General features: G+C 48.4%; 17 protein-coding genes. 1 reads left to right on the top strand and 16 read right to left on the bottom strand.

Translation table 11 applies throughout. The features are described 5' to 3' along the window. Positions 1 to 40: 40 nt before the first annotated feature. Positions 41 to 982, bottom strand: coding sequence for a DMT family transporter (locus M1K58_RS21560; protein ID WP_256760944.1), 942 nt, complete (start codon positions 980 to 982; stop codon positions 41 to 43). Positions 983 to 1,109: 127 nt separating this feature from the next. Between M1K58_RS21560 and M1K58_RS21555 the strand changes: the two genes are divergently transcribed. Beyond that, positions 1,110 to 1,334 (top strand): hypothetical protein, encoded by a 225-nt coding sequence (locus M1K58_RS21555; protein ID WP_256760943.1) that lies wholly within the window; start codon positions 1,110 to 1,112, stop codon positions 1,332 to 1,334. 58 nt (positions 1,335 to 1,392) lie between these two features. On the opposite strand, the gene M1K58_RS21550 is transcribed toward M1K58_RS21555, so the two are convergent. From M1K58_RS21550 to M1K58_RS21480, 15 genes are all read right to left on the bottom strand, one after another. Continuing rightward, entirely contained in the window at positions 1,393 to 2,958 is a 1,566-nt protein-coding gene (locus M1K58_RS21550) for an amino acid permease (protein ID WP_256760942.1), read from the bottom strand. Between the two features lie 61 nt (positions 2,959 to 3,019). Then, on the bottom strand, positions 3,020 to 3,148 hold the full coding sequence (locus M1K58_RS21545) for a hypothetical protein (RefSeq protein ID WP_256760941.1): 129 nt from the start codon (positions 3,146 to 3,148) through the stop codon (positions 3,020 to 3,022). A gap of 32 nt (positions 3,149 to 3,180) precedes the next feature. Further along, a complete protein-coding gene (gene eutC, locus M1K58_RS21540) occupies positions 3,181 to 4,050 on the bottom strand; it encodes an ethanolamine ammonia-lyase subunit EutC (RefSeq protein WP_256760940.1) in 870 nt (289 codons plus the stop codon). Between the two features lie 20 nt (positions 4,051 to 4,070). Then, entirely contained in the window at positions 4,071 to 5,432 is a 1,362-nt protein-coding gene (locus M1K58_RS21535) for an ethanolamine ammonia-lyase subunit EutB (RefSeq protein WP_256760939.1), read from the bottom strand. Beyond that, positions 5,429 to 6,910 (bottom strand): ethanolamine ammonia-lyase reactivating factor EutA, encoded by a 1,482-nt coding sequence (locus M1K58_RS21530; protein ID WP_256760938.1) that lies wholly within the window; start codon positions 6,908 to 6,910, stop codon positions 5,429 to 5,431. Before M1K58_RS21530 ends, M1K58_RS21535 begins: the two co-directional genes overlap by 4 nt. A 7-nt stretch (positions 6,911 to 6,917) precedes the next feature. Beyond that, positions 6,918 to 7,517, bottom strand: coding sequence for an ANTAR domain-containing response regulator (locus tag M1K58_RS21525; protein ID WP_256760937.1), 600 nt, complete (start codon positions 7,515 to 7,517; stop codon positions 6,918 to 6,920). Positions 7,518 to 7,523: 6 nt separating this feature from the next. Next, positions 7,524 to 8,966 carry a sensor histidine kinase gene (locus M1K58_RS21520; RefSeq protein WP_256760936.1) on the bottom strand — a complete coding sequence of 481 codons (1,443 nt, stop codon included), beginning with the start codon at positions 8,964 to 8,966 and terminating at the stop codon, positions 7,524 to 7,526. A gap of 93 nt (positions 8,967 to 9,059) precedes the next feature. Then, on the bottom strand, positions 9,060 to 9,506 hold the full coding sequence (locus tag M1K58_RS21515) for a EutP/PduV family microcompartment system protein (RefSeq protein ID WP_256760935.1): 447 nt from the start codon (positions 9,504 to 9,506) through the stop codon (positions 9,060 to 9,062). A 3-nt stretch (positions 9,507 to 9,509) separates the two neighbouring features. After that, on the bottom strand, positions 9,510 to 9,851 hold the full coding sequence (locus M1K58_RS21510; protein ID WP_256760934.1) for a BMC domain-containing protein: 342 nt from the start codon (positions 9,849 to 9,851) through the stop codon (positions 9,510 to 9,512). Then, complete coding sequence (locus M1K58_RS21505) at positions 9,827 to 10,141, bottom strand: EutN/CcmL family microcompartment protein (protein ID WP_256760933.1); 315 nt, start codon at positions 10,139 to 10,141, stop codon at positions 9,827 to 9,829. Before M1K58_RS21505 ends, M1K58_RS21510 begins: the two co-directional genes overlap by 25 nt. 7 nt (positions 10,142 to 10,148) lie before the next feature. Further along, positions 10,149 to 11,000, bottom strand: coding sequence for a hypothetical protein (locus M1K58_RS21500; protein WP_256761002.1), 852 nt, complete (start codon positions 10,998 to 11,000; stop codon positions 10,149 to 10,151). A gap of 2 nt (positions 11,001 to 11,002) precedes the next feature. Then, on the bottom strand, positions 11,003 to 11,803 hold the full coding sequence (gene pduL / locus M1K58_RS21495) for a phosphate propanoyltransferase (protein WP_256760932.1): 801 nt from the start codon (positions 11,801 to 11,803) through the stop codon (positions 11,003 to 11,005). Between the two features lie 8 nt (positions 11,804 to 11,811). Further along, positions 11,812 to 12,099 (bottom strand): ethanolamine utilization microcompartment protein EutM, encoded by a 288-nt coding sequence (eutM, locus tag M1K58_RS21490; RefSeq protein WP_256760931.1) that lies wholly within the window; start codon positions 12,097 to 12,099, stop codon positions 11,812 to 11,814. A 16-nt stretch (positions 12,100 to 12,115) separates the two neighbouring features. Beyond that, positions 12,116 to 13,618 carry an acetaldehyde dehydrogenase (acetylating) gene (locus M1K58_RS21485; protein ID WP_256760930.1) on the bottom strand — a complete coding sequence of 501 codons (1,503 nt, stop codon included), beginning with the start codon at positions 13,616 to 13,618 and terminating at the stop codon, positions 12,116 to 12,118. Beyond that, positions 13,615 to 14,136, bottom strand: a complete 522-nt coding sequence (locus M1K58_RS21480; protein ID WP_256760929.1) for a BMC domain-containing protein — start codon at positions 14,134 to 14,136, stop codon at positions 13,615 to 13,617. The genes M1K58_RS21485 and M1K58_RS21480 overlap by 4 nt, the downstream gene beginning before the upstream one ends. Position 14,137: the final 1 nt, after the last annotated feature.

The raw sequence follows: 14,137 nt of genomic DNA, 5'->3' as shown, positions 1-14,137 counted from the left end.
AAACGCGGCTACATCTATTGAATCTTTGTTATTCAGTTTTCTACTTTGTACTCTCGGTCTGTGGCACCTTCGCCCGGTTCACGATCACAATGCCGCTAACGACTAACGCGAGCGCTGCCCACACGAATGCATGGAGCTCTTCGTTCAGCAGGATTGCCGATAGGAAAACACCGAACACTGGAATTAAGAAAAGATACATCGAGATGCTTCCAACCTTGTTATATTTCATGACTGTATTCCACAGTACGAATCCAAGAGCGGATAATATAGCAAGGTAGAGTAGCATCCATGACGCTTTCCACGTAAACTCGAACGGTAAAACCCCCGCTCCTACTGCTCCGATTAAGAAGAGCGCTAATCCTCCTAACAGCATTTGATAAGCGGTCATGTACAAAATTTCAAGACGTCCGGATTCTTTCTTCGATAGCACATTACCAAGGGCTCCGAAGAACATCGCTAACAGTAAGCATATTTCTGCCACACCGAATTGAATCGATAACGAACCCTTGGACATGCCCACGATCACAACCCCAGCGAATCCAACCATAAGTCCAACCAGCTTACGAAGCGTTATTTTATCACTCGCATACATATAATGGGCTAATAGAATTTGAAAAAATGACGTCGTCCCCGCGATTATCGAGCCTTGAACCCCCGTTGAGCTGCTTATTCCATAATAGAAGAAGACATATTGCAGTAGCGTCTGGAACATGCCGATTCGGCCTACCCCGAGCAAAGTTCCTCGTTGAAAGGCGATACTCTTACCTATTAACTTCATGAACAATAAAATCAAGATAGACGCTAACGTAAAGCGATATCCCGCAAATAGGATCTGTTCGTAAACATCATTTTTTCCAATGCCTAATTCGTCGTAGCTAAGCTTAATAACTGGAAAAGCACTCCCCCATAGGAAAGTCGCTCCTGATGCCGCCGCCATAATGCCTAGCGGGTGTGTAAATATTTTCTCCGACGTGGTTTGCATTTGTTAGTCTCCCTATGATGTCAAGCTCTTATGTTTATTCTTGGTTAATTTAACTTAAAAAGTTTATGGGAAAATCGGGAAATCCTCTATGATACTATGAGAATCGATTGATTATGGAGGTATCGTCGTGTCAGCTTATACTTCATTAAAGAAATTTACATCCCTGTTCATTACTCTCTTCTTATTATCCCAGTCTTTGCTCTTCGGTACAACGGCTGCTGAGGAACCAGCTTCTGCCACGACAAACTGGAATAAAGTCTGGGAGATAGATTTGGAGAAGGCGATAGGCTTGCAGAAATTTCCTGTGGATCTGAACAATTTCCAAATCGCCTTCTATACTCGCTCTCTATAAAGATATAATAACCCCCGCCGATCTCGCTCTCTCGGCGGGGGTTGCTTTAGCAATCTATTTAACCTTTATGCGAGATGCCGGAGCCCCCGCCTGACGAGTTACTCTCCAATTCTTTTTCCCGACGGAGAATCTCAGTCATGGAAGTATTCAGGGCCGCTTGCGGACCAGGGAAGTGCTTCCTGTAATAGGCAAAATCCATAATGATGAGCACAATAACCATACCACCAAGCGCATAGCCAGCCATCTCATTCGGCGGAATAACCATAATGACCGAAATGAAGACAATCCACAGTATCGCAAGAATACCAATAAAGTTACTATATTTCCCTAGATGCCATGGACCCAAATGCTTCGCTTGGAATTTTCCATTTGCCTTCGCCATCATTTTCAGCACAATCGGAATTCCATAAGCGACATATAAGCCGACAACGCTTACTGCAGTTAAGAAAGCAATTGTCGTATAGGCTGTATCCGGATTCGATTGCTTAATAATGTAGTCGATAAGGGCAAGCAAGAACGAAAGCACAACAGCAAGCCAGATTGCTTTCGCTGGTGTACGGAACTTCTTAGAAATTTGTGCCCAATGCCTACTACCCGGCATCCCCTTATCGCGGGAGAAGGCATACATCATCCTGGAGAAAGAGGTGATCGAGGACAGCCCGCAGAACCACATTGCGGCCACGACGAGCCATAGCACGACTTTACCGAAGGTTCCTCCGAGAGCTTGGCTGATGACATAAATAAAGGCATTGTCTGCGCCAGCTGCCGCGCCGGCATCTTTAATAGACAGCGTAACGAAAGCAAGCATGATGAACCCGAAGAAAAACGAGTAAGCCACTGACGTGAAAATTCCCCAAGGAGCGCGTACGCGAGGATTTACCGTTTCTTCTATCGTATGTGCAGAAGCGTCAAAGCCCGTAAACGTCCACTGTGCTTGCAGGAGACCAATGAGGAATGCAAACATATATGGCTTATCGGAGAATGTCTCTCCAACCTTGAACAAATAGTCGAAGCTGTTCAAGCTACCTTTGGAGAAAAAGGCGAGCGACACGACGAGTACGAGCACAACACCAATATGGTACCATGCAGAGAAATCATTCAATCTGGAAACACTACGAATCCCGATATGGTTAAGTACGCCGTGGCTTAGCAGGATTACTGCGAAGCAGATCAATATCGTCGTTAGAGTGGATTCGTAGCCGAACACATCAGATAGAAGTGGATCGGCAAACAAAGCGACGGAATAATCGATCCCAGCTACGATTCCGATCTGCCCGATGAGGTTAATCCAAGCTGTATACCAACCCCAACGTTTATTCTTAAGTATGGATGCCCAATGATACAATGCACCCGCCGTCGGAATCGCCGATGCTAGCTCGGCCATAGCCGCCGCAACAATCATAACGAATAACGCAACGAGAGGCCAACCGAAGCCCATCATGCCCGGACCACCGTAGCTTAGTCCATGACCATATAAGGAAACTGCACCGGTAAGGATAGAAATGATTGAGAATGAAATCGCAAAGTTAGAAAAACCGCCCATGCTGCGTAGTAGCTCCTGCGCGTAACCGAACTTATTCAAGTCCTGTTTGTCTTTTTCATGGTGATGGGTTTGAGTACTCATACTGTTACCCTCCTCGGCATTTTCTAAAGCTAATCCACACGTGTGGCAATCCCCATCGAGCTTATTTCCCGATAAAGCTTTCATGCTTGCTCTCGTCGAAATTGCGTACGTTTTTCCCCGCAAGACGAACGATCCATAGCGCAAACAAACACGTAACTGCAATCAGCGCGATTCCGATCCCCATTGCCATCCTCCCCACCTCCTCCACCTAAGTCCATGACTTTACAAATCAAGATGAATTCCGCTCGTTTTCTGTTCTAGCATTTTATGTACAAGAGTACCGATATAGGCGCCCGCTTCCACCGGAGGAGTTCCCCCTGGATGGATGTTGGAAATGACTGTGCGATCGCTTTCCACCGTTCCTTTGCGCGGCTGATAACATAGGTAGGCGCTCATCGATTTAGAGGAAACAAGGCCTGGGCGTTCACCGATCAACAGTACGAACACATCTGGCTGTAGCAGCTCCCCGATGTGATCCATCACCGCAACCCTTCCCCCTTTTACGAAAAAAGGTGTACCCACCTTGAGCCCATAAGCAGTGAGCGAATCGAGCAACGAAGGATAAACATCCGGCAAGTTCGCATCAATCGCGTTGGCACTTAGGCCATCCGAAACGACGATTTGAACCTGTGGCTTAGCCTTGCAGCTTTCGCGAATCAAATCCATTCCGCGTTCGGTAATGATCCGCCCCATGTCTGGACGTCTCAAGTAATTCTCTGTGTTCTCGTAGCACGTATCCACAGTAAACAACCCGAATTGTTCCAGCAGCTTCTCATTAACTTCCCCATAGATGGAGTCGATTGCAGCCGCGTGATCGCAACGAAATTTCAGCATCTCCTTCGTTAGCGGTCTCGTTCCTGTTCTCCATACTCCGATTCGCGCAGGAGTGCTCTCGATCAATTCCGCTAACCCTTCTTCCCATCGGGGCTGAGGAACTTTGATCGTCACGACACCAGAATCGGTTGCAGAATGAGTTACTGCATTGGAGTTTGCCGATTCCGTCGTTACCGAAACGTCTGGTGAGCCAAGCTTCTTCTCAAGCTCAGCCATCACCCGATCGACGAATTGATCTAATTCGATGGATGGAATCATGATGTTTCCTCCCTTCGCGTTCACATAAATACCGTCGGATCTCCTGCGAGTGGCGTTAATCGACCGTTCTCCATAATGCCCATCCGGTTCAGCCAGCCCTCGAACTCGGGCGCAGGTCTAAGTCGCATCGTCTCTCGGAGTGTCGCAATATCGTGATAGCTTGTGGACTGATAATTCAGCATACAATCATCTGCCATCGGGGCTCCTATAATATAGTTGACCCCGGCAGCTGCGAGCAGCACGGCTAGATTATCCATATCGTTCTGATCCGCCTTCATGTGGTTCGTATAGCAGACATCCACACCCATCGGAATTTGCTGGATTTTCCCCATAAAGTGATCCTCAAGACCTGCCCGAATGACCTGCTTGCTGTCATACAAATACTCTGGCCCAATGAAACCAACGACCGTATTGACGATAAAAGGCTTATACTTCCGAGCCAATCCATAGCAGCGCGCTTCAAGCGTCACTTGATCGATGCCATGATGTGCCTCTGCCGACAATTCTGAGCCCTGTCCGGTTTCGAAATACCACAAGTTAGGTCCGGTTCCTGTACCTTCCCGCCGAATTAATTCATCTGCCTCATCGAGGAGTGCCACATCAATTCCGAACGCTTTGTTGCCATCCTCCGTCCCAGCCAGGCTTTGAAACACCATATCCGCCGGAGCCCCTTGGCGAATCGCCTTCATCTGGGTTTTAATATGTGCCAGCACGCAGTTCTGCGTCGGAATGCTCCACTTCTCCATCACTTCCTTGGTCGCAAGCAGAATATTCTTGACGCTATCCGCTGAATCGATGACTGGGTTAATTCCGATAACCGCATCACCAATCCCGTAGCTTAAAGCCTCGAATAACGAAGCTTTCATCCCTTGGATATTATCCGTAGGATGATTGGGTTGGGCACGCCCGGAAAGTACCCCCCTCTGTCCGATCGTAATGTTGCAATGTGATTGGACCTCGATCTTCGCTGCCGCTTGCACCAGATCAAGATTGCTCATGAGCTTCGTAACCGCCGCTACCATCTCGCTCGTCAATCCTCTGGATATCCGGCGAATCTCATTGTTCCCCGTCTCCTGACGAAGCAAATATTCTCGCAGCTCCGCGACGGACCAGCCCCTGATTTCGTTATAGATCTTATCATTCACCGCATCCTCAATAACCCTGGAAACCTCATCTATGTCCGGAGGGAGTAGGGGATGGTTACGAATGTCGCCCAGGGTCAGATCGGACAAAATCAACTTAGCCGCCATTCTTTCCTTGGCATCCTCGGCCGTAATCCCTGCGAGTTGATCCCCAGACTTCTCCTCATTCGCTTTAGCAAGTACTTCCTTTAAGCTTTTCAACTGATAGGTTTTGCCGAGTACAGTCGTCGTCAAGTTCAACTGTCCATCCCCCCATCCCTTTGTGAGAAAGCGAGTGTCTTCACTACAACCGGAATCATCATCCCCGAGATGGGCTCTCCCAGATCAATGTAATCCCCATGTTCAACTCGAATCTGATCGATACATATCACTTGCAAACCTGATCCAGCGCGTCTTTGCAAAGCTTGCCCTAGCGCCTGTGCGATATCTCTTTCGCAGATGACGACCATAACCTCACTATTTGGAAAATAACGAATAAATCGTATATGTAATTGTTCGGCAAGCTGTTGAAGATTAACATAGTTCAGAGCAAATGTACCCGTAACCGAAAGTGCGAATGGAGGTGATGCTTCCGAATCAAACAAGGAAGTACTCCCGCGAAGCGTCTCTTCCACAGCATGCCCAAGCTCTATCGGAGGATGGAACATCGCTTCGTTAATATCCAGCTTTAATACAGGCAGGTTGCGTATGGGCAATAGCTTGGCATTTAAATGAACGGTTGCTCCGCTTATTTCCGTGCTCTGCATACCCGCTCCAATAACGGTTGCCCGGACCGTCTCCTCTGCTTCTATCCATCGTAAAGAATATTCATTCATGCATTCCTTCAACGTATGTGCGAGTAGTGGTCCAATGTCTTGAAAAATCGCTGTCTCAGCCAGCGTGACGGGTGCCTGATCTTGCATGAGCTTACCGATCCCACCCGATACCATCCACTCTTCCATATCTGGTAATGGGTTGAGCGGTTTGCCGAGCAGCAATGTGTGAGCTTCATAGGTCTGCTCAGACGAAGCATTGCCGGACAAATATCGAAGCAGACTTCGGCAAAGCTGCTGGCAGAGCTCCTTAAGATCAATAAAGGTGATGGAGCTGCCCCTCTCAAGCTTATACCCGCGATAGTTAAGCCATGGACGGATAGAAGGAGAAATGTAAAGTAGATTTCCCCTTTCACCCAGTTGGATCAGCCTACCCCCAATATGGAACGTCACCGTTCCTATCGCTTTACCACGCCGGAATATCGCCACATTCGCCGTACCGCCACCGACATCGATATTCGCAACTGCACCCCTGATTTGATTAGAGCGCCGATCGGCTCCGGCTCCTTTACCGGCTAAGTAGCCCTCCAAATCCGCACCCGCCGTGGCCACGACGAAATCTCCGGATCGCTCAGAAAGCAAGTGGACGATCGAACTTGCATTTGCTTTCGTTGCCGTTTCCCCTGTAATGATAACCGCGCCTGATTTAAGGTCCGCCTTAGTTATTCCAGCCTTAGCAAGTTCCCCCGATACAATTGACCACACACGGTCAGCATCAATTTCATCCCAGCTCTTAAGTGGGGTTTGATAAATCGGACTTGCATAGAGAAGCTGGCGTTCTGCGATCTCATAACGAGGTAGGCTCAGCGCGCTTGATGCTCGAACGAGCTTTAGTCGGCTAATAATGATTTTCGTCGTACTCGTGCCAATATCGATTCCCGCACTCGTGATCCACGAACCGTCCATTCACACATCACCCGTTCCCAGTCATTCCGGACAGTTGCTCTGTGCGACCTTCCAATATGTACTCTGCAAGCTTGTTCAGGGAAATACGGCTCTCCATACTAGCGCCCCGCATTTTCCGATAAGCGTCTTCCTCGTTTAAGGCATAAGCTTGCATGACGATGCCCTTCGCCTTCTCGACCGCTTTACGATCTTCAACCGATTGCTTCAACTGCATAAGTGTTTCTTTTAACGTATCCATTTGCTCCTTCTGACTAAGCGCAATCTCAACCGCTGGGATCAAATTCTCCTCCGATACTGGTTTAACCAAATAGGCGGTCACACCAGCCATGCGGGCATCTTGGACTGTTTCATGTTGGCTGTAGGCCGTCAGCATGAGCACCGCACAGTCCACAACCTTACGAATGATCCGCGTAGCTTTGATCCCATTCATGATTGGCATCTTCATATCCATGATGACCAAATCCGGCTTCCATCTGACCGCAAGTTCGATTGCTTCCTCGCCGTTCTTAGCCTCAGCGACGACTAAATAACCACGTTCCTCCAACATCTCACGGATATCCATTCGAATGATCGGATCGTCATCTACTAGCACAATGGAAGGCCTCAAGAACACTCATCCTCCTTCAGTCGGGATGTATGCAGCCGGGAATGCAATACGGACATTCGTTCCTCGCCCATCGGATATAACGCTAATATTTCCCCCTAAATTTTCCTCTACCAACGTCTCGACGATTTTCAGCCCGAGATGGGTTCTTTCCTCCCCGTTACCGTGAGCTATAATCCCCGATCCATTATCCATAACTTGTATTTCCATAATTAAATCACGGTTATTAAACATCAATTGGATATCACCGGTTGAACGTTCCCTAAACGCATGTAGTACGCAGTTCTGAATCAATTCATTGACGACAAGCGCCAACGTTGTCGCCATATCGGACGGCAGCATGAGCTCGTCACCCGCTAACTTAACGCGTATTGCCTGATCGGGCTTAACCGACGATGATAAAATATTTTTCGAAATGCGATCGACAACATCGTTGAAGTGAATCGTATCCATGCCCTCGTAGGCTAGCATTTCGTGAATAACGGCAATGCTGTTAATTCGGTTAATGCTATCGCGATATACCCGCTCGACTTCCTCATGCTTCGTTCTGCGCATCTGAAGACGGAGGAGGCTGGATACTGTTTGTAAATTATTTTTGACCCGATGATGGATTTCCTTAATAACCGCGGACTTAAGCATCAGCTGCTTATCCTTCTCCCTCAGGTCGGAAATATCGCGAATGAGCATCAGCCCCCCTACTGTCTGATTGCCACGATAGATCGATACCGCCTTAAGCTCAAATACTATTTTTCCAATTTGTAGCTCCTGACACATCATTCCTGTAGGCCCAAATACATTTCGCCATTGGATCCGATTAAAAAATAACTGCGTGATTTCATCACCTTCTGCAATAGCTACGTGACCGATTTCGCGTAATAAAGCTCTAGCCCGGGGATTCATATAGGTCATCCGTTCCTGTTCGTCGAACAAGATGATCCCCTCGTGCATAAGAGACTGCACTCTTCCTTCAGACATCGCTACCGTGAGCAATGTCTCACTTAGCTGTTCTGTTGTTTCTAGCAGTCGTTCCACATTACGTTCTTGCTCTACTTTCTCGGAAATATCCTGCTCCATGATCAACACACCGATGACATTGCCATTACGGCCAACGATGGGAGAAACATTCTGTTGCATAGCGATCTGTTCCTGAGAGATTCCTCGGGAGCCAATAACGGATTGTCCTGACAGTAAGCTAAACATGACCGCGGGTTCATTGTGTGCATATGCATACTGGCCGATAACTGATGTTCGATAAAGAGAAGATGCGGTAGTGGGTTGAGCTTGAGCGACTACAAGTGCCGATCCTTTGTCTAGCATAGGACAATCAATAAATACATCCGCTTGCGATACGTCCGCGATTAATTGCAAATGTATAGCCAAATCTTCTATCAATTCGGCATCTTGCGAGTTTAGTACGGTATGCTCCAGGCAGAGCTCCCTAATCGATATCATAGAAAATCCCTCTTAGTCTTGGATTTGCCCGATCGATTCTATTCTGACATAAGAAATGCTTGTTCGTTGTCGAAACAAACTGTCGTATTTTTACTACTTTTGTTTATCCATGAATTGTGCTAAATGTGCCTGTAGCTCTTTGATTCCACGATTGGAATGTGCTGAAGTTGGGAATATTGCACCTTCTGTTAAGGCTTGCCTAAGTAGGGTAATCGCTTGATCGGAATTCGCATCCAGGTGATCGATTTTCGTAATCGCACCAAACGTAGGAACAGGAAAGCCTCCAGCGAAGCCCGGTGGAAAAGCATTTCTATCCTTTGTCGCATCCTGCACGAGCAATACGGCCGCTGCCTGGTGGGAGGTTGCCATAAGGGAGCGATAGAAAAGTGGATTCTCGGTATATTCTCCAGGTGTATCAATTAAGTTGTCATGATAAACTAAGCTTTGCGTCTTAACAACTTGGTGCTCGTGCTCCAGCAACGCTCTAATTAATGATGACTTCCCTGAACCCACCGCCCCAATTAGCATGATCCTTCTCATGAGCTATGACCTCGTAATAGAAGCGATTGAGAATTGGAGCTTTTCTTGTAGGAACACGTTCACCGCACGCAATGCCATCTCCACTGCCGATACTTCTCCAGTAATCACAAGTGAACCCGTAAAGCGATCCAAGTAACCAATTCCCACACTTGCGGCTTTCGTTGCTACATCTGCCGCAATAATGGCCGTCTCTGTTGGTGTTAAAGTGAGAATTCCAATGGCAGTTCCGCCTTCAAGACCTAGCTTCGAATACAAGATTGGATCGGGATTTGCAATGACATGACACAATGTTAGTTGCTTACCGGGGACATATTCCTGGATTACCCGCTGTTTCGGTTGTTCCATGCCTCTTCCTCCCTCTCAATCCCGTCTGTCACCTCAAAGCTATCTACAATACCAACAATCATAGCGTCTATCGGCACCATCTTATGGTTGAAAAGCACTCTTGCTGGGCTTCCCCTCGACACGATGACTTTCTCGCCAATTCCAGCTCCGATTCGATCCGCGGCAATGATATGATGTCCGGCGTTGCAATGATGGAAATCAATGGGCTGTATGACCATCAGCTTCAGATTATCCATCCCTTCTTCCTTCTGCGTCGCCCACACGCTACCGATGACTCTTCCTAGAAACATCCGAATCTCACCCTTCGTCAGCGTACTGGACAGCAATACCGTTGGCCTTCAGCAGATCCTTCGCAAGCGCAGTGATAAGAGTCCGACGACGAATGATCAAGGTACGAAACCGATGATTCTTTAGCTCTGTAGCTACCCAGTCTGCACTTACTAGCTTGCCTTCGAAAGGGAGTTGATTCTTGTTGTTGTTGTCCTCGCCTCTGTCGATCATGACGGCCTCTGTTACTGCTGCTCCTGACTGTTCTACATGTTCTGCCTGCTCCAAGCGGAATTTGCGAACAACGAGCTCAGCCAATCGCTTTTGTTCGCCAAACTCCACACCATACATCCCAAGCTCCTGCTTATAATAGGAAAACAAGTTGATGAAAGGTTGCGGCAGCACGATTGTCTTCATCGTTCGTCGATCCGACCGCTTTAACCCTGAGCTATCCTCACCAACGAGTACAAATTTCCCTTGGACCAGTGCGGAAAAGGCAATTTCTGATTTTATCGTGCCTTTCATCCCTAGAGCGATTCGCGCCGCGTTGTCCAGATCAAGCTCGGGGATCACGATACCCTCATAATCTCGTGGAACTTCTAATGGTGCGGGAGCAAACTCATCCGCCATAAGGATCTGACCTACACCACCGCATTCAAGCTTATGCATGCCGAGCCAGGCTGAGGTTTCACCGTCCAGGAACAATATGTCGTAACACACACCGTTATTGCTCAAATAGATAAAATGATCCGTGTATGCCTCATGAGCTGTACTGTCGCAGAAGATGTAGAGCACCTTAGGCTTGGGGGGTTGAACGGCATCCCGTTGCCAAGTGTAGAACAGCTCGCGAACGATAGATTCAATCATTGGCTTCATTTCCATGCTCACGATAGCTCCCCCTCGACGGAATCCTTCATTTTACCGTTAATCCCTATCAGTCTTACTGTATGACCCGTATCCAAATGAGCGGCATTAGCCTCATCTGTATCGATATGAAATTCAAGTGAATAATGAGAGCTAATTCTAGCAATCACATCTGCGAAAATAAGCGGTCGTTCACTTTGCGTCTGCAATTTGAGCCGATCGCCTTGAGCAACATGGAGTAGCTTCGCATCTTCGGGAGAGAAATGAACATGATTACGCGCTACGATCAAGCCTTCCTTGATCTCGATTATGCTACCCGTATGGCTCACCAGAGTAATTCCGTGCGTACCTTGGATATCCCCGGACAGTCTGACCAATGGGTTCACCCCTATTCGATACCCATCCGTTCGCGAAATCTCCACCTGCGTCGTCCCACGAGAAGGACCGAGAATTCGCACGTCTGGGATCTTCCCCTTTGGTCCGACAATCGTAACGGTTTCCTGCGTAGCATATTGCCCTTTCTGGGATAGCTCGCGAAGCGGTCTTAGCTTGTGTCCAGCACCGAACAAAGCAGTAATATGCTCTGCTGACAGATGAACGTGTCGTCCAGATACACCTACAGGAATAAGTGGGTGGATGGTTAAGTCGCGGACTCGGTCTCGGTCATCTTGCCTTGGCCGCACTAAGCCAATATTTCGTTGCTTCAGAAAATCGGCAGCTGCAGGAGTAAGCTTGTCACCCACGCTTAGTGGAAAAGGATTGGGGAGCCCTTTGCCCCGCCCCAGCATGGCGCGCAAGCTCAATTCCGTAATGTGCGCCATCGCTCGGTTTAGCCTTCAAGCTTCGGAAGAATGAATTCGATGTCGGAATGCGGGCGAGGAATGACGTGCACCGATACAAGCTCCCCAATTTTCTCCGCTGCGGCAGCTCCTGCATCGGTTGCAGCCTTCACGGCACCCACGTCTCCACGCACCATAACTGTAACGAGCCCCCCACCAACATGGACCTTGCCAATCAGCTTCACATTAGCCGCTTTCACCATCGCATCTGCAGCCTCAATCGAGCTCACTAACCCTTTTGTTTCGATCATTCCTAATGCTGTCAATTCTCCTGCCATTTATAATTCCTCCTCTTTATTTTTGCATTTCTGCAAATACTCTCTGAACAATCCGCGTAACTTCTTCGCGGGTAATTCCCAGCTTATCGAAATTCCCACTTGAGCTAATCGTCTCGGCGACTCGTTGTTCGGCTTGCTGCTGAACTGGAAGGGGTATCGTGGATTGGGGCATCTCACGAATGCCAAAGGCAACGCGCTTCGTATTAAGCAAATGCTGCGGGCCGATATTGTCAGAGGTGATGTTCCCTCCGAATGATCCGCAGCCAAGTGTCATGGAAGGCATAATCGCTGTCGTTGCTCCAATCCCACCGAAAGTCGTACCGGTATTCACAACAATTCGAGAAGCTGGCTTCTCCAATCCGAACGCTTCGATAATAGGTAAATCCTCGCAATGTATACCCAGTGTATGACCTAGCCCGCCTTGCTCTAACAGCTCTATACATCGCTTACAGCCTTCCTGCCAATCCGTCACGGTGTAGAGTGCAAGCACGGGGCACAGCTTCTCAACGGAAAAGGGGTGCGCAAGACCAACTGATATTTCTTCGGCAATGATCACGCGTATATTCTCGGGGATGCTTATCCCTGCCAGCGCGGCAATAACCTGCGGGGATTTCCCTACAACCTTAGGATTCATCCCTTTACCTACCGTCAAGATTGAGGCTATCTTCTGCTTCTCCTGCTCGTTAAGGAAATAAGCACCTTGTCGCTTAAGCTCCTCAACGAGTTGAGACTTAATCGCGTCATCCACAACTAAAGCTTGCTCAGAGGCGCAAATCGTCCCATAATCAAACGTTTTACTCTGAATGATCCGGGAAACGGCTTGTCGGACGTTCGCACTTTGATGAATGTACACCGGAACGTTGCCGGGGCCGACACCGTATGCTGGTTTTCCCGAGCTGTACGCCGCCTTGACCATCGCTGTCCCACCTGTTGCGAGAATGATATCCGTCAGCTTGTGCTTCATGAGCTCGTTACTCGTTTCGATCGACGGATGAGTTAGACATTGAATTAAACCGGGAGGTGCTCCTGCCTTAACTGCTGCATCATGCATTAGGTTCGCCGATTCCACAGAACAGCGAAGGGCAGAAGGATGCGGACTTATCACAATGGCATTCCGCGCTTTCAATGCGATCATACATTTGAATAGCACCGTCGAAGTCGGATTCGTCGAGGGGATAATCGCTGCTACCACACCCATCGGTTGGGCGATTTCCCACACCTGCTTGTGCTCGTCCTTGTGGATGATGCCTACGGTTTTCATATCTTTGATCGCGTCGTAAACATCCTTTGCTACGAATAGGTTTTTAGCTTTTTTGTCCGCTGTTAATCCGAAGCCTGTCTCGTCCACCGCGAGAGCCGCTAGTCTCTCCGCTTCCGCTTCTGCAGATCGCGCCATTTGCGTCACAATCTCATCTACCTCAGATTGGGTCATCTGCTCCAGGAGCTTCTGCGCTTGTTTTGCCTCATGTAACATGTTCCTTACTTCCTGAATGCCTAGTAAATCACCATCTAGCTTCATGGCGATTCACCGCCATGTTCATCCCTGCTATCCCGTTCGCTCAGAAGCTTCGCCAGATAAGCTTTATTCGCTTTCTTGATTTCTTTCTCCGAGAGGGGAAAATCAGGTGCTGCAAAAGCCAGATTGCGGAGTTCCTTCACTTTCATTTTAATGTGATCAGAATCAATACTGTCCGTTGTGTCGCTCTCAATTGGAATGACTTCCTTCGTTACTTGTTGAATGCCACGTTGCGGCTGTTGCATCGCTTTAACCATCTCATATACCGATGCATCTGGGCGCGGAATGACATGTGTGCCAAGAAGCTTACCTATCCGCTTTGCTGCTTCGCCCCCCGCTTCAACAGCGGTCTTTACTGCTGCAACATCACCTAGCAAATAAATGGTCACGATGCCTGCATCCACTTTCTCGTAAGTCGTTACCTGTACATCGGCTGTTTTGGCCGCTGCGTCAGCTGCTGCAATGAGTGCTGGAACGCCCCAGGTTTCGATGATTCCAAGCGCTAACGTTCTCGTTATCAAC

Source organism: Cohnella sp. WQ 127256 (genome assembly GCF_024519285.1).
In the GTDB taxonomy this organism is placed as follows: Bacteria; Bacillota; Bacilli; order Paenibacillales; family Paenibacillaceae; genus Cohnella.
This window is presented reverse-complemented; position numbering and strand designations above follow the sequence as displayed.